The organism is Pseudoalteromonas sp. MB47 (genome assembly GCF_011319765.1).
Lineage (GTDB): Bacteria > Pseudomonadota > Gammaproteobacteria > Enterobacterales > Alteromonadaceae > Pseudoalteromonas > Pseudoalteromonas simplex.
Genome location: NZ_VFBD01000009.1, coordinates 84,558 through 107,467, shown reverse-complemented (window position 1 = coordinate 107,467; position 22,910 = coordinate 84,558). Strand labels below are relative to the sequence as shown.

Annotated in this window: 23 protein-coding genes and 1 pseudogene; 12 read left to right on the top strand and 12 right to left on the bottom strand. The window is 39.8% G+C overall.

The window, feature by feature from the left end:
• Window positions 1-20 precede the first annotated feature (20 nt).
• From IMPJCBKJ_RS06260 to IMPJCBKJ_RS06250, 3 genes and pseudogenes are all read left to right on the top strand, one after another.
• Window positions 21-809 carry an SDR family oxidoreductase gene (locus IMPJCBKJ_RS06260; RefSeq protein WP_166339363.1) on the top strand — a complete coding sequence of 263 codons (789 nt, stop codon included), beginning with the start codon at window positions 21-23 and terminating at the stop codon, window positions 807-809.
• Window positions 810-987: 178 nt separating this feature from the next.
• Window positions 988-1,989, top strand: a pseudogene (locus IMPJCBKJ_RS06255) (branched-chain amino acid aminotransferase); the annotation flags it as partial.
• 161 nt (window positions 1,990-2,150) lie between these two features.
• Window positions 2,151-4,304, top strand: coding sequence for a prolyl oligopeptidase family serine peptidase (locus IMPJCBKJ_RS06250; RefSeq protein ID WP_166339359.1), 2,154 nt, complete (start codon window positions 2,151-2,153; stop codon window positions 4,302-4,304).
• 80 nt (window positions 4,305-4,384) lie between these two features.
• Here IMPJCBKJ_RS06250 and IMPJCBKJ_RS06245 read toward each other — a convergent pair whose 3' ends face one another.
• Window positions 4,385-5,476: a DUF481 domain-containing protein gene (locus IMPJCBKJ_RS06245; RefSeq protein ID WP_138602440.1), complete on the bottom strand. Its 1,092-nt coding sequence runs from the start codon at window positions 5,474-5,476 to the stop codon at window positions 4,385-4,387.
• Window positions 5,477-5,577: 101 nt separating this feature from the next.
• On the bottom strand, window positions 5,578-6,873 hold the full coding sequence (locus tag IMPJCBKJ_RS06240; RefSeq protein WP_138602443.1) for an anti-phage deoxyguanosine triphosphatase: 1,296 nt from the start codon (window positions 6,871-6,873) through the stop codon (window positions 5,578-5,580).
• Between the two features lie 214 nt (window positions 6,874-7,087).
• Here IMPJCBKJ_RS06240 and IMPJCBKJ_RS06235 point away from each other — a divergent pair, with 214 nt between their 5' ends.
• The 8 genes from IMPJCBKJ_RS06235 (at window position 7,088) to ttcA (ending at window position 12,914) form a co-directional block, all read left to right on the top strand.
• Window positions 7,088-7,906 (top strand): glucosaminidase domain-containing protein, encoded by an 819-nt coding sequence (locus tag IMPJCBKJ_RS06235; protein WP_054553042.1) that lies wholly within the window; start codon window positions 7,088-7,090, stop codon window positions 7,904-7,906.
• On the top strand, window positions 7,899-8,567 hold the full coding sequence (locus IMPJCBKJ_RS06230) for a DUF2987 domain-containing protein (protein WP_166339357.1): 669 nt from the start codon (window positions 7,899-7,901) through the stop codon (window positions 8,565-8,567). Before IMPJCBKJ_RS06235 ends, IMPJCBKJ_RS06230 begins: the two co-directional genes overlap by 8 nt.
• 497 nt (window positions 8,568-9,064) lie before the next feature.
• Window positions 9,065-9,958 carry a polyphosphate kinase 2 gene (gene ppk2, locus IMPJCBKJ_RS06225; protein ID WP_166339355.1) on the top strand — a complete coding sequence of 298 codons (894 nt, stop codon included), beginning with the start codon at window positions 9,065-9,067 and terminating at the stop codon, window positions 9,956-9,958.
• An 11-nt stretch (window positions 9,959-9,969) separates the two neighbouring features.
• A complete protein-coding gene (locus tag IMPJCBKJ_RS06220; RefSeq protein WP_054553044.1) occupies window positions 9,970-10,284 on the top strand; it encodes a hypothetical protein in 315 nt (104 codons plus the stop codon).
• Between the two features lie 117 nt (window positions 10,285-10,401).
• Window positions 10,402-10,824: a hypothetical protein gene (locus IMPJCBKJ_RS06215; protein ID WP_166339353.1), complete on the top strand. Its 423-nt coding sequence runs from the start codon at window positions 10,402-10,404 to the stop codon at window positions 10,822-10,824.
• 1 nt (window position 10,825) lies between these two features.
• A complete protein-coding gene (locus IMPJCBKJ_RS06210) occupies window positions 10,826-11,341 on the top strand; it encodes a demethoxyubiquinone hydroxylase family protein (protein ID WP_054553046.1) in 516 nt (171 codons plus the stop codon).
• 23 nt (window positions 11,342-11,364) lie between these two features.
• Window positions 11,365-11,778 carry a hypothetical protein gene (locus tag IMPJCBKJ_RS06205; protein ID WP_166339351.1) on the top strand — a complete coding sequence of 138 codons (414 nt, stop codon included), beginning with the start codon at window positions 11,365-11,367 and terminating at the stop codon, window positions 11,776-11,778.
• 242 nt (window positions 11,779-12,020) lie between these two features.
• Window positions 12,021-12,914, top strand: a complete 894-nt coding sequence (ttcA, locus tag IMPJCBKJ_RS06200) for a tRNA 2-thiocytidine(32) synthetase TtcA (protein WP_054553048.1) — start codon at window positions 12,021-12,023, stop codon at window positions 12,912-12,914.
• A gap of 64 nt (window positions 12,915-12,978) precedes the next feature.
• On the opposite strand, the gene uspE is transcribed toward ttcA, so the two are convergent.
• From uspE to ccoN, 10 genes are all read right to left on the bottom strand, one after another.
• Entirely contained in the window at window positions 12,979-13,902 is a 924-nt protein-coding gene (uspE, locus tag IMPJCBKJ_RS06195; RefSeq protein WP_054553049.1) for a universal stress protein UspE, read from the bottom strand.
• Between the two features lie 102 nt (window positions 13,903-14,004).
• The gene (locus IMPJCBKJ_RS06190; protein ID WP_054553050.1) at window positions 14,005-14,739 is read right to left on the bottom strand and encodes an FNR family transcription factor; all 735 of its coding nucleotides are present in this window, start codon (window positions 14,737-14,739) and stop codon (window positions 14,005-14,007) included.
• Between the two features lie 36 nt (window positions 14,740-14,775).
• On the bottom strand, window positions 14,776-15,447 hold the full coding sequence (locus IMPJCBKJ_RS06185; protein ID WP_138600032.1) for a sulfite exporter TauE/SafE family protein: 672 nt from the start codon (window positions 15,445-15,447) through the stop codon (window positions 14,776-14,778).
• The gene (gene ccoS, locus IMPJCBKJ_RS06180) at window positions 15,440-15,607 is read right to left on the bottom strand and encodes a cbb3-type cytochrome oxidase assembly protein CcoS (protein ID WP_054553052.1); all 168 of its coding nucleotides are present in this window, start codon (window positions 15,605-15,607) and stop codon (window positions 15,440-15,442) included. The genes IMPJCBKJ_RS06185 and ccoS overlap by 8 nt, the downstream gene beginning before the upstream one ends.
• Window positions 15,604-17,979 carry a heavy metal translocating P-type ATPase gene (locus IMPJCBKJ_RS06175; protein ID WP_166339349.1) on the bottom strand — a complete coding sequence of 792 codons (2,376 nt, stop codon included), beginning with the start codon at window positions 17,977-17,979 and terminating at the stop codon, window positions 15,604-15,606. The genes ccoS and IMPJCBKJ_RS06175 overlap by 4 nt, the downstream gene beginning before the upstream one ends.
• A gap of 9 nt (window positions 17,980-17,988) precedes the next feature.
• A complete protein-coding gene (locus tag IMPJCBKJ_RS06170; RefSeq protein WP_166339347.1) occupies window positions 17,989-18,480 on the bottom strand; it encodes a FixH family protein in 492 nt (163 codons plus the stop codon).
• A 149-nt stretch (window positions 18,481-18,629) separates the two neighbouring features.
• On the bottom strand, window positions 18,630-19,595 hold the full coding sequence (gene ccoP, locus IMPJCBKJ_RS06165; protein ID WP_054553055.1) for a cytochrome-c oxidase, cbb3-type subunit III: 966 nt from the start codon (window positions 19,593-19,595) through the stop codon (window positions 18,630-18,632).
• Window positions 19,592-19,777, bottom strand: coding sequence for a cbb3-type cytochrome c oxidase subunit 3 (locus IMPJCBKJ_RS06160; RefSeq protein ID WP_010373992.1), 186 nt, complete (start codon window positions 19,775-19,777; stop codon window positions 19,592-19,594). The genes ccoP and IMPJCBKJ_RS06160 overlap by 4 nt, the downstream gene beginning before the upstream one ends.
• A gap of 5 nt (window positions 19,778-19,782) precedes the next feature.
• The gene (gene ccoO, locus IMPJCBKJ_RS06155) at window positions 19,783-20,457 is read right to left on the bottom strand and encodes a cytochrome-c oxidase, cbb3-type subunit II (protein WP_054553056.1); all 675 of its coding nucleotides are present in this window, start codon (window positions 20,455-20,457) and stop codon (window positions 19,783-19,785) included.
• 12 nt (window positions 20,458-20,469) lie between these two features.
• A complete protein-coding gene (ccoN, locus tag IMPJCBKJ_RS06150; protein WP_036967883.1) occupies window positions 20,470-21,903 on the bottom strand; it encodes a cytochrome-c oxidase, cbb3-type subunit I in 1,434 nt (477 codons plus the stop codon).
• A 367-nt stretch (window positions 21,904-22,270) separates the two neighbouring features.
• Here ccoN and IMPJCBKJ_RS06145 point away from each other — a divergent pair, with 367 nt between their 5' ends.
• Complete coding sequence (locus IMPJCBKJ_RS06145; RefSeq protein WP_138600035.1) at window positions 22,271-22,669, top strand: hypothetical protein; 399 nt, start codon at window positions 22,271-22,273, stop codon at window positions 22,667-22,669.
• The last annotated feature ends 241 nt before the right edge of the window (window positions 22,670-22,910 follow it).

Below are 22,910 nucleotides of genomic sequence, written 5' to 3'. Positions count from 1 at the left end.
AACAATAATAAGGAACACACATGCAATTAAATGGTAAAACAGTTTGGGTAACTGGGGCATCATCTGGAATTGGTGAGGCACTTTGTGAGCAACTGGCAGCAAAAGGGGCAACGCTAGTATTGTCTGCCCGCAATGAGGAAAAACTCAACGCTCTTAATACAAGACTCGGCGGTAATCATCATGTGGTCGCTCTTGATTTGGCAAAGCCCGAAGCCTTACTTGAAGATATACCAGCAGTGATCGAGCGAATTGGCCGCATTGATGTGCTTATCAATAACGGTGGGGTGTCGCAGCGTAGTCTATTTTTAGAAAACGAATTTACGGTCTATCGCCAACTGATGGAAGTAAACTATTTTGGTTTAATTGCTTTAACTAAGGCGGTCGTACCACAGATGGTGAAGCAAGGTATGGGCATGGTGGTATCAATTAGCAGTGTAGCGGGTAAAGTCGGTTCAAAATTCAGAACTGGTTATTCGGGCTCTAAGTATGCAGTTGTGGGATTTATGGATTGCTTAAGAGCAGAACTAGCCGACAAAAATGTGAATTGCCTGACTATTTGCCCAGGTTCAATTAAAACAGCCATTGCGCATAATTCGTTAGATGGCCAAGGTAAACCGCAAAATAAACCAGAACAATCAATCGAAAACGGCATGGATGTGGCAAAAGCGGCTGCAAAAATGATTAAAGCCATTGAAGCAGAGAAAGATGAAGTTGTTATTGGTGAGGGAATAAGTGGTTTAGCACCGACTATCAAGCGTTTTTTCCCGGGCTTTTTTAATCGCCTCACAGCAAAAATGAATTACCGATAATCCATTGTCATTTGTTAGCGAATGATTCTCAGTAAACAATGCGCAACTTGGGTTGCGCATTTTTTGTACCAAATGGTCGGATTATTATCACTTTAATCGATAAAAGGCACTAGTTTGCTATGGTTAAACGGGGATGGATTAGCATACAATGGGGTAAAAGTAGTCCAAACAAGAGAGAACAACAATGGCCGCATTTGGTACTGTATTTATGCCACAAATGATCCAAGCACGTTTTGCTGATAACTCATGGAGTGAAAGCGCGCTGGTCCCATCTGATAAAATCGAATTACATGCGGGTGCTCACGTATTACATTATTCAAGCACCTGTTTTGAAGGATTAAAAGCATTTCGTCACGAAGATGGCTCGGTCTATATCTTTCGTATGGATGCTAACATTGCTCGTATGAAACAAAGCTCTAAGTTACTAAACTTACCTGACTTTGACGAAAGCATGCTTGAGCAAATGATCAAAGACATTGTAAAAGAGTACGCAGACGAAACACCAACACCGCCGGGTTCAATGTATATTCGCCCAACTCACATTGGTACAGAAGCGGCAATCGGTAAAGCGGCTGCACCGTCAATGAGTTCCTTGCTTTATGTATTGCTTTCGCCAGTAGGTGATTATTTCTCAGGCGGTGCTACAGCATTACGTGTATTACTTGAAGAAGACGGCATGCGCTGTGCACCACACATGGGTATGGTTAAAAGTGGTGGTAACTATGCAAGTGCATTAGGTCCAATCTTAGAAGCTCGCTCAGAGCATCAAGCAGACCAAATTTTATTCTGCCCTGGTGGTGATGTACAAGAAACGGGTGCTGCAAACTTCATTCTAATTGATGGTGATGAAATCATCACAAAAGCACTTGATAGCACATTCTTACACGGTGTAACACGTAATAGTATTTTAACGATTGCTAAAGATTTAGGTATGACAGTATCTGAGCGTAACTTTACTGTGTCTGAGTTACTAGAAAGAGCCGCTAAACCAGGTACTGAAGCTGCGTTATCAGGTACTGCTGCGGTACTTACTTCGGTTGGCACACTTATTCATAACAACCAAGAGTTTAAAGTGGGGTCGGGTGAGCCGGGTGAAAAAGTCGCAAAATTACGCCAAGCATTGAATGATATTCAATGGGGTAAATCAGCAGATACTCATGGCTGGTTAACAAAAGTATAATCGCTGAGCAAATACATGCTTTGAAGAGCCACGTTACTACGTGGCTTTTTTGTTTTTACATTGGTTTACAGCACTTCCGGTGTTTAACCGCAAATTACTAGACATTCTAATGCTTTAATTTTACTTTCATTTTATTAACAATAACTAAAAGTAAATTTATTATGATCAAGAAAACACTAGCATGTGCGATTGTTGTTGCATTGGCGGGCTGCGGTGAATCTACCCCAACAAAAACAGAACAAACAGTGAAAACTGCAGAGGTTAAAGCTGCTGTGAAATATCCAGAAACTAAAAAAGGCAATGTTGTTGACGAGTACTTCGGTGAAAAAGTAGCCGATCCATACCGTTGGTTAGAAGACGATATGAGCGACGAAACAGCCCAGTGGGTGAAAGCCGAAAATGACGTTACCTTTTCTTATCTAAAAAATATTCCGTATCGCGATGAGCTAAAAACTACGCTTGAAAAGTTGATGAACTACGAAAAAGTCACAGCGCCATTTAAAGAGGGTGAGTACACCTACTTTTATAAAAACGATGGTCTGCAAAATCAGTACGTAGTTTATCGTAAAAAAGGCGACTCTGAAGCTGAGGTATTCTTAGATCCAAATACTTTCAGTAGCGACGGCACAACCTCAATGTCGGGCTTAACATTCACAGAGGACGGCACGCTAGCGGCTTATCAAATCTCTGAAGGCGGCAGTGACTGGCGTAAAATTATCATTATTGATACTGCGACTAAACAACCAATTGAAGAAGCATTAGTCGATGTAAAATTCAGTGGTATCTCTTGGCTTGGCAACGAAGGTTTCTATTATTCGAGCTACGATAAGCCTAAGGGTAGTGAGCTGTCTGCAAAAACAGATCAACATAAAGTTTACTACCATAAGTTAGGTACATCACAAGCGGACGACCAATTAATTTATGGCGGCACAGAGGCACAGAAACATCGTTATATTGGTGCGGAAGTGACCCGTGATAATCGTTATTTAATTATTGCTGCAAGTACTTCAACTTCAGGTAATAAACTGTTTATCAAAGATTTAACTAAGCCTGACAGCGAGCTAGTGACGATTTTAGATAACACTGACTCAGATACCTCAATTATTGATAATGACGGCTCAAAACTGTATTTGGTGACTAACTTAAACGCACCCAATATGCGTGTAGTGACTGTTGATGCAACTGATCCAAGCCCTGAAAATTGGCAAGATTTAATCCCTGAAACTGACAATGTACTTAGCATTTCGAAAGGCGGTGACTACTTCTTTGCTAAGTATATGGTTGATGCGATTTCGCAAGTAAAACAATACGATAAATCAGGTAAATTGGTGCGTGACATTAGCCTGCCAGGTGTAGGTACTGCATATGGCTTTAGTGGCAAGCACGATGCACAAACACTGTATTACTCATTTACGAATTACACTACACCAGGCAATACCTATTCGTTTGATGTTGAATCAGGTAAGTCTGAAGTGTACCGCAAGTCGGGCGCTAAATTTAATAGCGAAGAATATATCTCTGAACAAGTGTTCTATACATCAAAAGATGGCACCAAAGTTCCGATGATTATTTCGTACAAAAAAGGCACTGAGCTTAACGGTAAAAATCCGACTATTTTATATGGCTATGGTGGCTTTAACGTAAGTCTAACACCAAGTTATAGCCCTACAGTAGCGGCGTGGCTTGAGCACGGTGGCATCTATGCTGTTGCTAATATTCGTGGTGGTGGCGAATACGGTAAAGAATGGCATGTAAATGGTACACAGCTTAAGAAACAAAATGTATTTGATGACTTTATTGCTGCGGCTGAGTACTTAAACAAAAAACAATACAGCTCACCTGATTACTTAGCGGTACGTGGTGGCTCAAATGGTGGCTTATTAGTTGGTGCGGTTATGACACAGCGCCCTGAGCTATTTAAAGTTGCGCTTCCTGCTGTAGGTGTTTTAGATATGCTGCGTTACCACACCTTTACAGCCGGTGCTGGTTGGGCGTATGACTACGGTACGAGTGAACAAAGTAAAGAAATGTTTGATTACTTAAAAGGCTACTCACCAGTTCACAATGTAAAAGAAGGTGTTAGCTACCCTGCAACCTTAGTGACAACAGGGGATCATGATGACCGTGTTGTGCCTGCGCATTCATTTAAGTTTGCAGCAGAGCTACAAGAAAAAGGTGCGAAACAAAATCCGTATCTTATTCGCATTGAAACAAATGCAGGTCATGGTGCAGGAACACCAACAAGTAAGATCATCGATCAATACGCTGATATTTATGGTTTTACCCTATACAACATGGGTGTTAAATCGCTATAAGGTAATGTATATATTACTTAACTAAAATTAAAAACGCCGAGCTTAGCTCGGCGTTTTTGTATCGATCAAGCGAATTGATATTATAAATCGATACCCAATGCGAAAATCATTTTGTAATCTTCTTTTTCTGGTACTACACCGTTTTCATCGGCAATCGGGTCGGCAAGGTAATCCCAAACTAATGACACATCAAAATCGATATCATCTGTGATTTCAAATTCAAACGCAGCCAAAGCATATTGTGAGTCACCGCCAGCATCACTGCTTGCAGTTAGGTAGCGATAATTTAATGAAAAATCGATTTTCTTAGTGATTTCTAACTCATAATTTGTAGAAATAAACCAAGACATTGATGAGTTACTCTTATCTTCTCCAGCTGCTACAGTGTCAAATTGGGTTTTTTGATAAGCAGGCCCCGCTGTAAAATCCCATTCTGTTTTGTCGGTATCTATCACATAATAACCAACACCGGCGCCGACAGTGTATTTATTGGCGATATTTTGGAACGGGTCACGATAGTATTCGAAGAAAATAGGGCGATAATACATTTTTTGTGTGTAAAACCAGTCAAATGTACCGTTAGCACGAATATTGTTTTTAGTAATTTGATCATCACTGGTAGTGCGATAGCCTAAAATCTCAGATAAAAATCGACTTGAAGCAGTACGGCGCTTTATGTCAGCTTTAATAGAATATTCAGTTTGGTCAGTATTTCCACGGGCCAAATCTGCACCCATGGATAACTTTACAGTCCATGCACTAAGTTCGCTTTCAACTGAGGGAGCAATTGAGACTAAATCGCGATAACGGTATTTAGCTTCTTGTTCGCCAACTTTTACATAACCGCCCGATATATTAAGTGTACCACTGAGCTCGTTGCCATCGTTAAAGCGAACCGTATGATGGCGATCTGAAATAATCATATAAATATCTTCGCGATCAATCATTAATGTATCAAGAATGTCGCTGTCAAACTCAACTTCTTTGTCGTACAAAGAGACAAGCTCGCCTTTGAGCCATTCGCCAGAATTAAGTCGCACCCAATCAAAGTGGGTTGCATCTTTAATTATTATGCCGCGCTCTTCGAGAAGCGGATCTGGAAGTGTTTCTGTGCTATAGCAAGCAAATGAACTTGCAACAGCTGCACTAATGAGCAGGTATTTTTTGAGCATTATTTCAATCCATGTTAAATAGAATGCATCTAAAGAAGTGCGATTATTTATTAATAACCTGCTTGATTTTAGAACACTATCAAATAGTGTTCAAAAATTACTTAAGCAGAGGGCAAAAACAAACGCTGATAGGTTTTGTAGGCGTATTCGTCACTCATTCCTGACAAATAATCACAGATTATGCGCATCGCATTATCGCCTTGTTGGTGCGCATTTAGCCACATTTCTTGCGTTGTTTCTGGTAATAAGCGCATTGGGTCGCTGGCAAAAGCACTAAATAATTCAATCAGCAGGTTTTGCCCTTTAAACTCCACTTGCTGCATCTTTGGCTCACGAATTAAGCGTTTAAAAACAAAATGTTTTAGCACGTTAAGAATTTCGGCAAATTCATCTGGAAGACTCACCGTGTATTGTAATATTTCAGATTCGAAATCTGCGTTTTGTACAACTAACTGAGCGTTAATAATAAAGGTGTTTACCAACTCACCAATGGCGTCTTTACGCTCATACTCGTGATGAGAAAAGAGTCTGGCGGTTATCGAGCTTAAATGAGTGGTTAGCCACGCAGAGTCAAGCTCTTGTAGTTGTACAAGGGCATGATTTTGCCAATCAGCCAACGTTAAAACCTCTGTTGCTATAGCGTCTTCTAAATCGTGAACGGCATACGCAATATCGTCAGCTAATTCCATAATTGCTGAGTCTATCGATTTATAGTGGGTTTTGGCTCTAAATTCATCAACCTTATAATGACTGCTCAGCAGTGCTTTATCGTTATTAGACAGTGGCTCCATGATCCAGTCGAAAATATCTTTATCGTCGGTGTATAACCCCTTAGCTGGTCGCCAATGGTCAGCTTTAATAAAGCTACGCTGCTCGCTCAAAGGTGGAATGCTGTGCCACAAATCATCAATGAAGGCTGGATATTTAATAAAACCTAACAAGGTGCGCCTGGTTAAGTTCATGCCATAGCCATTTGAATAGGGCTCAAGCTTAGAGACAATTCTAAGTGTTTGCGCGTTACCTTCAAAGCCACCATGATCGCGCATCATGTAATTTAATGCTATTTCACCACCATGACCAAAAGGAGGGTGGCCAATATCATGAGCAAGGCATAAGGTTTCGAGTAAACTACCGCTAGGAAAATTCGTAAATTCAGGGTGCTGCTTTTTCAAATGGCGTAATAAACCACTGCCAATTTGGGCAACTTCTAAAGAATGAGTAAGACGAGTTCTATAAAAATCATTTAAGCCAATACCCATAATCTGAGTTTTGGCCTGCAAACGCCTAAATGCTGCGGCGTGTATGATTCTAGAGCGGTCAACCTGCCAAGCTGAGCGGTTATCGTTTGGACGATATTTTTGTTGATTAATAATGCGAGCTTGCCAAGATTGGCACATAAAAATAACCTACCTATTCCTTGTTTGCTTACTTTTCAGTATACGCAAGCGCTTGAAAATTGCGAGCAAACTACACTGTTACGTCAATAGTTTGTCCCTTTTATGGGTGGTTTTATAGTGCTGAATTCGCTAAAAATCATCTGCTTTGGTATACTTCGCCTTTGTGTGTGCGTGAGTTAACCGCACATGAGTAGTAGTTTATTTGAGAGAATACATGCTTAAGTACGTTTTTCGAGCTTTATTAACCGCTTTTTTTGCATGGGCGTTATTTTCGCCATTTATCGAAAAAGAAGTGACAGTTGAAGAATCTGAACAAACTCAGAGCACGCCTACCGGAACCCAGCGCGTAATCAAAAAAGAAAAACCATTACATAATGTAAAACTGCCTGACTTTGCAGCATTTACTGATGTAAAAGAAAAGAAACATGCTTTTTTTGATTTTATTCGCCCACATGTTGAGGCCGAAAATAAAAAAATTTTACAGCAGCGAGCTAAACTAGAAATTGCGCGCATGATGCTTGAGTACAATGAGCCGCTTACGAGCAAGCAAAAGTCAGATATTAAAAAAATTCTTACCAGCTACAAGTTGCCTAATACTATTGATACTTTATCGCTAACCCAAGCACTACGTCGAGTTGATATCATTCCTAAAGAGCTTGCGCTAATGCAAGCAGCAAATGAATCAGCATGGGGCACGTCACGCTTTGCACGCATTGGTTTAAACTTTTTCGGTCAATGGTGTTACAAAAAGGGTTGTGGCATGGTTCCTCGTCGCCGTGCTAACGAAGCGGCCCATGAAGTGACAGCATTTAAATCGGTACGTGCTGCTGTAAGCTCATATTTTAAAAATATTAATACCCATGCTGCGTATAAAGATTTACGATTAATTCGTGCCGATTTACGTCGCCAGCAAAAACCTATAGAAGCAACCAAGTTAACACAAGGTTTGTTATCATACTCTGAGCGCCGTGAAGCATATATTGATGAATTAAACACTATGATAAATCAAAATAGAGCTTACTTTGATGAATAAACTCCTTCCATGGTTAAAAGTTGCAACTATTGCGGTTGCGCTAAGCGCGGTTTCCTCTAAAGCCGCAGCAACTGAATTTGTTATTGCTTATGATGGCTTTTATGATCGTTTAAAAGTCGTGAATAAAGGTGAGTTTCAATACGCTCAAGTTAACTTTTATTTGTCTGATATTGCTAGTAGCGAAGTATGCACTATTAAATCAGGTAAAATAATTACAGAAAAACAAGAGTTTGACCTAACTTATACAGATAAAGCTCAGTTACTTTTACCTTTTGATAAGCAATTAGATACAGATAAAGCTGTTATTGTTGTGCAACCAGAAAACCCTAAACATGAATGCCAATTAAAGTTACAGATTGAAGCGACTGATTTGGCAGATTTTGAACTCAGTAAAGCGAACTTATATACGTTAAATGAAGAATTTGACGAGCTGTTATCTGATTTGTCGGGCTTTTTTGTCAGCAAATTAATGTGGTTTTTGCTGCCTGAACAACAAGGTGTTGTACTTAAATTTAATGGCCAAGACGCTATCTCGGCAAATGGCGTTAGCTGTAAAGAGCTGCGTTGTTCAATAAAAGTAACAGACGACTGGAAAGACGATAACACAGTGTTAAGCAGTCATGCTGAGCTTATCAGCGCCACACCTTGGATTGTTAAATAGCGACTATATTTTGGCTAAAAGCGTTTAAACTTCGACAAAATGGACCTTAATTAGGTCCTTTTTTCGTTGTGAAGCAGATAGTTCTTATGTTTCTTTTTTCAAAAGTTTATCTCAGCATTTAGACGTATGAGCAAAATTGAAAATTCATCGTAGTTAGTACAATTACTATGACTGTTTCTTTGCTCTAAATTATTCCCTTGATTCATATTTTTCCTAACTATTTGTATTGCTGTGTATTTAAGGTTCAGTGTGTTTTGAAACATAGAAATAGTCGGAATGTATTAGTTTTCTCTGATTGTTTTTTATTATAGAAAAAAGACTTGATTGTATATTGCTAGCCTGATCTTTACTTAATTATTAAGTGCTAACTTTCTATTTTTAAATGAATTTTTAAGGAATGAAAATATAGATTTAGATCAAGTTACTTAGCTATAACTGGCTTAAAGTAAAACTATAAAGTTCTCAATATAGGTAGTTATAGTTTAATAGGAGTCGTTATGCAGACAGTCAATGTCGAACCTGTATCAGTAAAACAGCAGAATTTATCCGAACACAATGCTAAACAGGATGTGGTTTTTGATCTAGATGTTAAAAACCCAAGCTTAAAGTGGAATGCTGACGGTAAATACCCATATAAACGCAAAATGGACGTAGTTGAATACGAGCGCCATAAACACGAATTGCAAATCGAGCTTTTAAAAATGCAAGGCTGGGTAAAAGAGACCGAACAACAAATTGTGATTTTATTTGAAGGTCGAGATGCGGCAGCTAAAGGTGGCACTATAAAGCGTTTTATGGAGCATTTAAATCCTCGCGGGGCACACGTGGTAGCCTTAGAAAAGCCAACTACTAGAGAGCGAGATCAGTGGTACTTCCAGCGTTACATTAACCACTTACCTACTAAGGGTGAAATCATACTTTTCGATCGTTCTTGGTATAACCGAGCCGGTGTTGAGAAGGTAATGGGGTTTTGCGATGATCACGAATATTTGGAGTTTATGCGTCAAACACCTCAACTTGAGCGTATGTTGGTGAATAGCGGTATTAAGCTATTTAAATATTGGTTTTCGGTCAGTAGAGAAGAGCAATTTAGACGTTTTAAATCGCGCCAAAACGACCCACTCAAACAATGGAAGCTAAGCCCAGTTGATATGGCATCACTGGCTAAATGGCATGATTATAGTGATGCTAAAGATGCCATGATGTTCCATACCCACACTAAGGATGCACCTTGGACACAAATTCGTTCTGATGATAAAAAGCGCGGGCGTATCAACTGTATGCGCCACTTCTTAAGTTGTTTAGATTACCCGGAGAAAGATCACGATGTAGTAAATTGTGTCGACTCGCTTATTGTTACCGAACCTACCCGCATGTCTATACGCCAGTGAAGGAGAATACTATGCAAAATTCACAGTCAGTATTTGAGAAACGTCTTGCTAAGCTCGAAAAAATTCTTGAAAAGAGTAAAAAAGAAGTGGCAAGAACCACTGAACTTGCAAAAGATGCAGCACTAAAAGCACAAGCAGCTGTAGAGTGTGCCAGCGAAGCTGAGAACCTAGCTGAAAATGCTAAAAAGCGCTTTAAAGCAGCAAAAAAGCAATTAAAAGAGGCTAAAGTGTTAAAAATTGCGCAGAAAAATGCGTCGAAAAAATCGGCTATAAAACGTGCCAAACGATTGGCAAAGAATAAAAAAGCTAAAACTAAAAGCGCTTAAAGTTAACAAAGGGCACATGGCTATTGTGCCCTTTGTTTTTATTAAGCGTATCGCTGGACATTTTTACGATTCTCGATATGCTAAATGTCAATTTTTCAGGGACTTAAAAGCATCTTAATGAAACCTTTAGCGTCTATTTTTGTTATTTTACTGCTATGTTCAGCGTGTAGTAGTCATTCACTTATCAACCAAGAAATGCAAACTAAGTTGCAAGGCTCATGGCAGTCTACAAATAGCCCAGTTTGTGAAGCTAATTTTCATACCGTAGCTTTCAAAAACAACACATTAGAAATCTCATATGACGAACAGGGCTATATTTCTGAGTCTGAAGCGAGAAAAACCTTCGTTTATAATATTCTCTCAGCAGAGAAAAATTTAGTCCGTGTGCAGCTTGAAAATGAAACTCGTTTAGATAATAAGGGCAAGCCAGTAGTTTGGCATCTAAAACCACTTAGAAATGATAAGTATTGCTGGGGTAGAGATGACTGGCCTGATCTTGCTTGTACAGCTTCCCGTAATAAATGCACAGTAAGCAATTAAGATGATCTCAAAAGAAGTCGCTAGAATTGTGCGTGTTGATCATGCAGGTGAATTTGGGGCGATAAGCATTTATAAGGCTCAGTTATTTGTCGCTAAGTTTTTATATCAAGATATCTCTGTACAGCTTAAAGAAATGCTAAATCATGAAATCGAGCATTTCAAAACTTTTGATTGTTGGTTAAAGGAACATAAAGTACGGCATTGCCACGCAATCTGGTTTTGGTCTTTGGGTGGTTATTGTTTAGGTTTGATTACTGCTTTATTTGGCCGTAAAGCAATTTGGGTGTGTACAGAAGCCGTTGAATCAACGGTTCTTCATCATCTAGAATGGCAATTAAGCTATTTAGAGAAAAATAATAAAAGCGCATATCAAACGGTACTAAGCATTCAACAAGATGAAATTGAACACCAGAACCTAGGCAAAGTGAATGGTTCAAGTTCACTTTATTATTCACCAATCAGATTAGTCGTTAAGCACTCCACTAAATTTGCTATTTGGCTTTCGACTAAGTTGTAAAACTAAAAAATAAGGATAATTAAATGAGAGTTTGTTTGCTGATTTTGTTTTCGTTGCCATTTATCGTGTGTTCGGCTCAGTCTGAGCCAAATGCAGAATTAGAATTTGAACGGTTCTATAATGCATTGAAAATGGATGAAATCTTCAATGGCCTTGGTGGTATTATAGAGGTCGATACAAAGCAAATATTAGCAGATACACTAAAAGATTTACCTGAAAGTCAAAAGCAATTGTTGATAAATGCGATGGGGACATCGGTATTGGCAGAGCCAACAGACATGAGTGCCGCCAAGATGGCTTTTAAGCTTAAAATTCTTAGTTTATTATCACCACAAGAGCTTAAAATAGCAGCAGATTTTTATTCAACAAATATTGGTTTAAAAGCGCATAGAGCCATAATCGAGGCGGAAGTAGCTGCTTCGAACGTTTTAGATTAATTGTTGTTTCATATAAATTATTTAGTAAATCCAGAAAACACCACTTAACCTGTTTTAAATATAAATAACCTGAATCCTTAACCTTCATTCCGAAAGCGCTGTGCTGTACGTGGTATCTCAACGAGAGAAGCGTTTTAATTATCCCACGCTAATCATTTCAACTCGCTCAAAAAGTCCGTATAATCCACGCCGAACTTTTTACTATGAAACATGGCTTAGTAAAGCCTGTATGAGCAGAGCAAATGAATCAAACTGATACTAGAAAAGAAACTCTTGAATTTAATAAACTTCAAAAGCGTCTAAGAAGGCATGTTGGTACCGCAATTACTGATTATAACATGATCGAAGACGGTGATGTTGTTATGGCATGTATCAGTGGTGGTAAAGATTCTTTTGCAATGCTAGATATTTTGCTTAATTTACAAAAAGCAGCGCCAATTAAATTTGAAGTGATTGCGGTAAACCTTGATCAGAAGCAACCTGGTTTTCCTGAGCACATTTTGCCTGATTACTTTGAAACGCTAAATATTCCATATTACATCGTCGATAAAGATACTTACTCAGTAGTAAAAGAAAAAGTACCAGAGGGAAAAACTACCTGTGGTCTGTGTTCACGACTTCGTCGCGGCACACTTTATTCATTTGCAGAAAAAATTGGTGCAACCAAACTAGCGCTTGGTCATCACATGGATGATATCGTTGAGACAATGTTCTTAAATATGTTCCATGGTTCACGACTAAAAGCGATGCCACCAAAATTGCGCTCTGATGATGAACGTAACGTGGTAATCCGTCCGTTGTCATATTGCCGTGAAAAAGATTTAATTAAATACGCTGAGCACAAAGACTTCCCGATCATTCCTTGTAATCTATGTGGCTCACAAGAAAACTTGCAGCGTCAATCAATCAAAGCGATGCTGACAGAGTGGGATAAGAAAACTCCAGGTCGTGTTGAGAGTATCTTTAAGTCTTTACAAAATGTTAGCCCAAGCCAGCTTGCAGACAGAAACTTATTTGATTTTGAAAATTTACCACTTGATAGAGAAGGCAATCGTGAAAGCTATGACTTTAGCGAGGCGGTGGTCTCATCAACAAACATTGATGAATCATTATTTATTGATGTAACAAATATATAAAACTCTTAAACTGTATATATAAAAAAGCCCCAAACAGGGGCTTTTTTAATATCTATTCAATAGCTTATTTAGCAAGTGGGCTTACATAGCCGTCTGGTTTTAGGGCTAATACATCGCAGTCAAGGCTATCAATAACATGCTCTGCTGTGTTACCGACAAGCGCTGCACTTAAGCCAGTACGTCCAACTGTACCAATCACTACTAATTCGCTGTTGAGGCGTGCAGCCACATCAGGAATAACATCTTCAGGTAAACCTTCTTCAATATGGCAATGAGCTTGGTCAATATCAAAGCCTTCAGCTAATGAAAGCGTTGATTCAAAGTGATGTTTTTTAACTGATTCGTTGTAAACACCAGGGTTAAACTCAGGAATTTCAATAGCGATATTAACTGGCGTTGCTGGGTAGGCATTCACAAGGTTAAGCGTTGCGTTGGCTAAATCACAAATGAAACGAGCGTCATTAATAATACGTTTATTAAGTTCAAGGTGTTGTTCATTCTCACTCACGGCGTTTACAGCAGCTAAAATATTGCCTTTTGCCGGCCACTCTTTTTCTTTAACAAGCAATACTGGAGCAGGGCACTTACGAATGAGGTGCCAGTCAGTTGGGGTGAAAATAACAGACTTAAGTGTGTCGTGTTGATGGGTGCCTTTGACAACAAGGTCAAAACCATCGTTGATCACGGTATTGATAATGGCTTCGTAAGGGCGGTTATGCCAAACCACACAGCTATCAATGGTAAGCTCTGGGTAAAGGGCAATCTGCTCGTTTAACCATTCTTGGCGGTCTTTTATTACGGCTTCGCGCATTGCTTCACGCTCATCAGCAGAAAGCATAGTGGTCATTTCATAAGAGAAGTCGTAGATACTGAGGAAAGCGGTGATGGTCGCGCCAGATTTTTTGGCTAGATCAATTGAGCGGCTTAAACTATGTTGCTGCTCTTTGGTTGGGTCTATAACTGCTAAAATTCGTTTAATTGCGTCCATGTGCTGCTCCTTAACTGTTCCGCAAAAAGTAGTACTTTGAGTGTAACCTAAATTTAGAACAGTTAAAGGGGCAAACAATATAAAGTTGCGTTAAATCAAACTCTATTTACATTTAATCGCTGCTGTTGCTGCAAGCGCTTGCTGGTCCAAAATGGTGATAAATTTGCCTTCAACTTTAATAAAGCCCGCTTTTTGGAAGCGGCTTAAAAGGCGGCTAATTGTTTCAACAGTAAGGCCTAAATAATTACCGATTTCACCACGTGTCATGGTTAAACGGAATTCTTTACGTGAGAAACCACGTTCACCAAAACGCTCTGCAAGATTATAAATAAAACTTGCTAGACGCTCTTCAGCTGACTTTTTATTGAGTAACAATAACATTTCTTGGTCGTAGTTAATCTCATTACTCATTAAACGCATAATTTGTTGGCGTAGCTTAGGTAATTTACCTGCTAATTCGTCTAGAGTATCGAATGGAATTTCACATACCATTGAAGTTTCAAGGGCTTGCGAAAAGCTTTGATGAGCCATTTTGTTGATTGCATCGAAACCGACTAAATCACCAGCCAAGTGAAAGCCAGTAATTTGCTCATCACCTTGCTCAGACAAGGTATACGATTTAAATGAACCAGAGCGTACCGCATAAATAGCATTTAAGCTTTCGCCAGACTCAAATAAATAATCACCTTTGTGTAGAGGCTTTTTACGTTCGATGATTTCATCGAGACGATCCATTTCTTGACCGTTTAATGAAAATGGCAAACATAGCTGGCTGATACTGCAATTATTACAGCTAATTGTGCATAAGCCTTTTGACTTGTTTTGTGAGAAGTCCATACATCAAATCCATTCAAATAGGTTAACAACTTTAGGTTAATGAACTAACTTATCGGTTGCTATAATTAATAAGTATATACCGTACCATATTATTACGCTGCCTAGAATAACCCTTATCCAAACATGGTTAAAAAGAGTATTTATTTTTTGACTAACAAGACCAACACTGATCATTGCTGGAAAAGTTCCCAAAGCAAAAAATAACATTACGCCTGCACCGTGAAGAGCTGATGGGCTTGTGAGTGCCCAGGTTAACGCAGAATAAACTAGGCCACAGGGTAACCAACCCCACAAAGCGCCATAAAGCAAGGCTTTAGGGGTTGTATCGACCGGTAATAAAAAACGATTGAGTTTAGCTAAATGCTGCCATATTAGCGCCTTGCCTAGTTTTTCTAGCCACTGTAGGGTTGCCGCTAAGCGCATTATGTAAACCCCAACTAGTAGCATAAAAATACCACTCAAAAACGACAACGCTATCGATATAGAAGTATTTTGCGCTGCAAAGCGACTACTAATTCCTGCTACAAGAGCACCGGCAAGCATATAACTGAGTGCGCGGCCTAGGTTATAAGCAACCGAAAAGCTCACTGCACGGTTTTTGTTGGCAGCAAGTTGTAAACTACTGGCAATGCCGCCACACATAGCTAGGCAGTGACCACTGCCTAACAAGCCCATTATAAATGCACTAATAAACAGCGGATCAATCATTACTTTTGTTATGCTGCTCTTTATCGTCTTCGAACAGAATACTGTGACCCTGTTTATTTAAATCAGAAAACTGCTCGCTTTTTACAGCCCAAAAGAATACCCCAATTGCAATTAGCACAAATAAAATGGCAATTGGGATAAGCATATAGATGATACTCATAGTTTTAATAACCTTAATGAGTTGGTAATAACCAAAATGGAGCTTGCAGACATACCGATGACGGCCATCCAAGGAGCTACGAGCCCAAGGGCTGCCAATGGTAAAACCGAACCATTGTAAATAAGTGATAATGCCAAGTTTTGCTTAACAATACGGCGCGTCTTTTTCGAGACAGTAAGCAAATGTTCTATAGCCGTTAGATCACTATTGAGTAATACCACATCAGCACTATTTTTGGAAATATCAGCGCCGGTTTCCATTGCGATAGATAAATGGGCACTGGCAAATACCGGGCTGTCATTCACGCCATCACCCACCATAGCAACAATGGCACCTTTAGCTGCCAATGTTTCAACATGGGCTTGTTTATCGCGAGGGCTGCATGCTGCATGCACGGTATCTAAATTTAGCTGTTTTGCAATTCGCTCACCACTGTTAGAGGCATCGCCCGTTAACATATGGCATTTGAGCTGTTGTGAATGAAGTGTAGTAACCAGTTTTTCTGCGTTATCACGTAAGCTGTCTGCTAAGTAAAAGCGCGCAATGACTTGTTTATCGATATACAAGGTTGCTTGAGCATCAGCTTTTTCGGTATCAAACCAACCGCTTTTACCTATCGCAAGGTGTTGATCATTGAGTAAAGCGGTAATGCCTTTACCCGGTTCGATAGTCACATTCTCAATTGGGTTTATTGAGTCGTTGAAACCAGCAAATGCATTAGCTATAGGGTGCTCAGAGAAGCTTTCAAGTTGGGCAGATAAGCGTAATGCATCAGCTTCACTGTACTGGCTGTTTACTAGCTCAACGCGTTCAATGGTAAAGCGACCTTGCGTTAAGGTACCTGTTTTATCAAAGGCGATATCAGTTAATTGTGGTAGCGTTTCTAATACGTGGGCTTGCTTAATTAAAATCCCACGCTTTGTTAAGCTTGCAACTGCACAAGTTAGGGCTGTTGGAATCGCTAAACTAAGCGCACAAGGGCAGGTTGCAACAAGTACAGAAATAGTCACCCAAAAGGCATGCTCGGGGTCTATTTGATACCAACCAATCGCTGTTATTGAGGCAAATACTAATAAGCAGGCAACAAACCACTGTGCTACTTTATCTGTGATCTCAACTAATCGCGGGCGTTTGGTTAACGCTGTGTGTTGCAACTTAATAATTTGATTAAGCAAGGTATTTTGACCGATTTTGTTGATCTCAATACTGATCACGCCATCGTGGTTAATCGTTCCTGCGTAAACTTGATGGCTGACAAACTTATTAACGGGTTGATGCTCGCCCGTCATCATGGCTTCATCAACGGTTGTTTGACCTTTTGTAACAATACCATCAGCAGGAATAGTCTCGCCTGCTTTGATTAATACAACATCACCCAGTTTTAGTTTTTTGGCCGCAATTATCGATTCTTGGTTATTCTCATCGATGATACGAGCTGTAAGAGGCAGTAACTTTTGCAAGTTAGCGGTAAATTCACTGGCTTTTAAACGGGCTCTAAATTCTAAATATTTACCTAATAATAATAAGAAGGTAAACATACAGATAGATTCAAAATAAACTTCGCCAACCGACATTAATGTGGCATAACAGCTTGCCCCATAAGCACCAAAAATAGCTAATGAGACTGGTAAGTCCATATTCAGCTGTTTGGCTTTTAAACCATTAATGGCATTGGTTAAGAATGGTAGGGCACTGTAAAGAATAACTGGAGATGCAAGTACTAAGCTTATCCAGCGAAAATACTGCTCGAAGTTCTCTTCCATACCAGAGAACATGCCAAAATACATGGCAAAAGCAAACATCATTACTTGCATGGTCATCAGACCGGCAACCCCTAAACGGCGGATATAAGCTTTCGCGGCTTGCTGTTTTTGGCTTGCTTCAAGGTCTGCCTGAAACGGATAGGCTTTATAGCCGATTTCATGTAATGAGGTGATAATTTGGCTAAGCGGTGTAACCGATTTATCCCATTGGATCATGGCACGGTTGGTCGAAGTATTTACATCAACACGTTTGATTGCTTTTAAGTTAAGTAGTTGTTTTTCGATTAACCAAGCACAGGCAGCACAGGTGATGCCTTCAACCGTTAATAGTACTTCTGATAAATCATTAGTGGCTGAAATAAACTCGTCTTGAATATCTTCGTTATCGTAACTTTTAATCAACTCGAGTTGCTCTGGAACAAGCTGTTCAACTTTACCAGAGCGTACAGTTCTAAATTTATAATAATCGGTCATGCCTTGGGCGACGATATTCTCAGCAACCGTTTGGCAACCAATACAACACATAGGTTGTGCCTTACCGTCTATTTCGACAGTCGCATTAAAGCCTTTTGGCACACTTTCAAGACAATGAAAGCAATTATCGGACATTAGAGTTTACTACTTATATTCAGGGCTAATCGAAATCGTTTTATCAGTTGGCAAAATGACATCTTCTTTAAGTTTCCAACTGTTATCGATTGGTTCAATAAACACTGTGTATGCACCGTCAACATGGGTGTCGAGTAGGGCAGTAAAATCGCCATGGGCGTTTTTCATTAAGCTTACATCAAAGTCATTGGCTTTAATGGTGCGATGATAAAAAGACATTTTTAAAGAGTGAACATTGCTTGCATCACCCTTGGTGAAAGTGAATGTTACTTTGTCGTCTGCAACATTTAAATTGCCATGTAAGTAAAGTGCTTTTGCTTTATTAAATTTGCTGAGTTCAAGGTTAATTGCCTTGCCTTTTTTATAATAATCGTCAACAACCATATCTGGGCCGTTGCCAATTGCCATATAAATAAGACCAGCACAGCCGATGATAGCTGCAAGAGGAAAAGAGATTAAAAACCATGGCCAAAAGTTTTTATACCAAGGAGTGGGTTTCATAGTACTTATACCTTTAAAAACGTTGTACGCATTTTATCGGATTTAAAAGCAAAAGACTAAAAAAAAGCCTCCAGATGGAGGCTTTTTTGATCTTAATTAATCTATTGAATTAAAAGATTAATTGTTTATACATTTTATTAACCGCGTGGTTATTTATCTTGCGATAAGCTGTAAACGTACGCTGTTAATAAGTGAACTTTATCTTCACCTAAAATGTCTTTCCATGCTGGCATTACACCGGCGCGGCCATTGATTAGTGTTTCTTCAACAGCACGTTTAGAACCACCGTATAACCAGATGTTATCTGTTAGGTTAGGTGCACCAAATGGTAAATTGTGTGCAACTGAACCTTTACCGTCAGCACCGTGACACGCAGCACACATTGCAAACTTAGCAGCACCTGCAGCAGCGTCTTTTTGGTTAACAGTACGGCCAGAAAGGCTAAGTACGTGAGCAGTCATTTCTTTAATGCCTTGCTCGCCAAGCGCATCACCCCAAGGTGGCATCGCAGCAACACGACCGTAAAGAAGTGTTTCTTTGATCTTGTCTGGTGAACCGCCGTATAACCAATCGTTATCTGTTAGGTTAGGGAAGCCTTGACCACCACGTGCATCTGAACCATGACATTGTGCACAGTTTTGAGAGAATAAACGTTGACCAATCTCAAGCGCTTTTTCGTCTTTAACTAGTGTTTCAATATCTTGTTTTGCGAATGACTCAAAGATTGGGCCAAAACGCTCATCAGCAGCGATAAATTCTTGGTCTAATTGAACGTTCTCACCGTTAGCTAATGCTTGTTCAGTCGCTTCTTTAGACTCAGCTAAAGAGGTAATACCTTGGTTAGAACTTGTCCATTTACCTAAACCTTCCCAGTTACCTAAACCTGGGTAAGCAGCAAGGTAGTATACAGACCAAATAAATGTCGCGAAGAACATATAAGTCCACCATTTTGGTAGTGGGTTGTTAAGTTCTTCAATGCCGTCAAATTCGTGACCACAGCTTTCGCCTTCTTTCACACCTGCGTAGTTTTTTAAGTTCCACAGAAGTAGGCCGAAGATGATAGCAAGACACGCTAGGGTTAATACAATAACCCATATACTCCAAAAGCTAGTCATTTCTCAGACTCCTTTTCCTCATTAGAGATTGTGTTGTTGTGTTTTTTTTCATCTTCAAATATGGCATTAGCAGCATCGTCAAAACGGCGTTTGCTACGCTTGCTGTATGCCCATACAACAATCACAATAAACAGTACTAAAATTACCAGAGTCAAAATGCCTCTGTATGTTCCGTAATCCATAATAATTACTTCAAGTGTGTGCCAAGCTGTTGTAAGTAAGCGATTAGAGCTTGCATTTCAGTTGCACCTTGACCACCGTTCATGGCTTCGATTTTCGCAATGTCAGCTTGTAGCTCTTCGTCACTTCCGTAACCTTTACCGTCGTAACGGTCGCTCGCTTTATCAATTCCGAAGCTATCACGGAATATTTGAAGCTTTTTAAGTGTATGGGTCGTATCGACTCTGTTTTCGTCTAACCAAGGAAACGCTGGCATGTTTGACTCAGGAACCACTGCACGTGGATCCATTAAGTGAGCATGGTGCCAATCGTCTGAGTAACGCTCACCAACACGCGCTAAGTCAGGACCAGTACGCTTAGAACCCCATTGGAATGGGTGATCCCATACTGACTCACCAGCTACAGAGTAGTGACCGTAACGCTCAACCTCGTCACGGAAAGGACGAATCATTTGTGAGTGACAGTTGTAACAACCTTCACGCACGTAGATATCACGGCCTTCCATTTCTAACGCTGTAAGAGGGCGTAAGCCATCAACAGGTTTAGTCGTATCGTCTTGGAACATGAGTGGAGTAATCTCAACTAATGCACCAAAGCTGATTGCAAAGACAGTCAAGATAGCCATTAGGCCAACGTTCTTTTCGACTATTTCGTGTTTGTTTTGTGAATTATTATTGCTCATCGTGCTACTCCATTATGCCAATTGTGCGTCAGCGTCTAGTTGAAGCGAATCTTTCTTCGCTGCAATAGTACGATAAACGTTGTAAGCCATAATTAGCATACCTGTTACGATGAATACACCGCCTAGGAAACGCATGATATAGAACGGATACGAAGCTTCTAATGACTGTACAAAGCTGTACATTAACGTACCGTCTGAGTTTACTGCACGCCACATTAGACCTTGCATTACACCAGAGATCCACATTGCTACGATGTATAGAACAACACCCACAGTGTGTAACCAGAAGTGCGTGTTAACTAGTTTAACACTGTACATACGGCCTTGTGAGAATAGTGCAGGGATTAGGTGATAGATAGCACCGATAGAAATCATTGCAACCCAACCTAGTGCACCTGAGTGTACGTGACCTACAGTCCAGTCAGTGTAGTGAGAAAGCGCGTTAACTGACTTAATAGCCATCATTGGGCCTTCGAACGTAGACATACCGTAGAAAGATAGAGAAACAACTAAGAAACGAAGTACTGGGTCAGTACGTAGTTTATGCCATGCACCTGATAACGTCATGATACCGTTGATCATACCACCCCAAGATGGAACGAATAGGATAACTGACATAACCATACCTAAGCTTTGCGTCCAGTCTGGAAGCGCAGTGTAATGTAGGTGGTGAGGACCTGCCCAGATGTATAAAGAAACAAGAGCCCAGAAGTGAACAACCGATAAACGGTAAGAATAAACAGGGCGGCCTGCTTGTTTTGGTACGAAATAGTACATCATACCTAAGAAACCAGCAGTTAATAAGAAACCAACAGCGTTGTGACCGTACCACCACTGAACCATTGCATCTACAGCACCTGCGTAGATAGAGTATGATTTAGTAAGTGAAACTGGAATTGCCATGCTGTTTACGATGTGTAAAACGGCAACAGTAATGATGAAACCAGCGTAGAACCAGTTCGCAACATAGATGTGCGATACTTTACGCTTGATTAACGTACCAAAGAATACCACTGCGTAAGTTACCCAAACAACGGCGATAAGAATATCGATTGGCCATTCAAGTTCTGCGTATTCTTTTGAGCTTGTGATACCTAATGGTAAGGTAATCGCTGCTAGTACGATAACAAGTTGCCAACCCCAGAAGGTGAAGGCTGCTAATTTATCTGAGAAAAGGCGCGTTTGACATGTACGTTGTACGACGTAATAAGACGTCGCAAAAAGTGCACTTGTACCAAATGCGAAAATTACTGCGTTCGTGTGTAACGGACGTAGTCGAGAGTAAGTTAACCATGGTGTATCAAAGTTAAGTGCTGGCCAAGCTAATTGGGCAGCAATCAGAACCCCAACACTCATGCCAACGATGCCCCAAATCACTGTCATAATAGCGAATTGGCGTACAACTTTATAATTGTACTCAGTTTGTGATGCTACTGTTTGGCTCATTTTCTGGCTTCCGCTGCAATAAATGCGTTTTAGAAATGAATTACCCACTTTTATTCAAAGTGGGGCCTACTATTACTTCACAAGCATGTTACCTAAAGCCAACTTAGCGGTGCTAGCTTCAGAAAACAAACTCGAGAAACCCTTATTTTTGCGATGGAAATGATAAAATTTTTGACCTTAAAAAGATAGGTCAATTGCATAAAATTATGACATCAATCAAATTTTAGCGCTTTGTTGGTTATTTTTTGTCAGAGATTGTATTTTTATTGACTTATTATTAGGTGCCTGTTGTCTTTTTTGGGCATTCTAATTAGTATCTGACTTTATTTTTATACAGGCAAATAGAGTGCGAATAAGCTTATTTCCCGTGTTCCTTTTTAGTCTTTTTTTAGCTGCATGTGATAGCCAAAGTATAGATAAGGGCAGCACAAGTACAAGTTGTCAGAACAATAGTCATTGCAATTACCCTAATAATGTAGAAGTTTGGCTAAGTAACCCAGATATCAGTCCAGAAACACCGTTTACGATTAACCTAAAGTTACCAAAGGAGGCTAAAAACCTTTCAGCAAAACTCGAAGGTGTCACCATGTATATGGGTTTTATTCCACTGCAGTTTAAACAGACAGGGCAAGTTTGGGTTGCTGATACTATGGTTGGCGCATGCTCTGAACCTGTTATGACTTGGAAAATGATGCTCACTTATACTTCTGGCGATAATCAACCTCAAACATTGCTTTATTATTTCGATTCACTTCAAACTCGATAACATCTTCCTTCATTATTGTTGATCGCAGTTTTTAATTATCTAAAAGCTGTGATTAGCGCAATTTCTGCTTCACCTTTTTTTACTTGATGTTCTTTATTAGTCGTATTTTTATACGGTATTACAAACTGACGGAACAAAAACAAAAAATCATCCTCTAATACACTGTTTATCAGACTAACTTTGTCTATTTAGTTAATTTAAGTGAATAACTATGGTTAGCAGTCTTACCAAGCTTTTACGG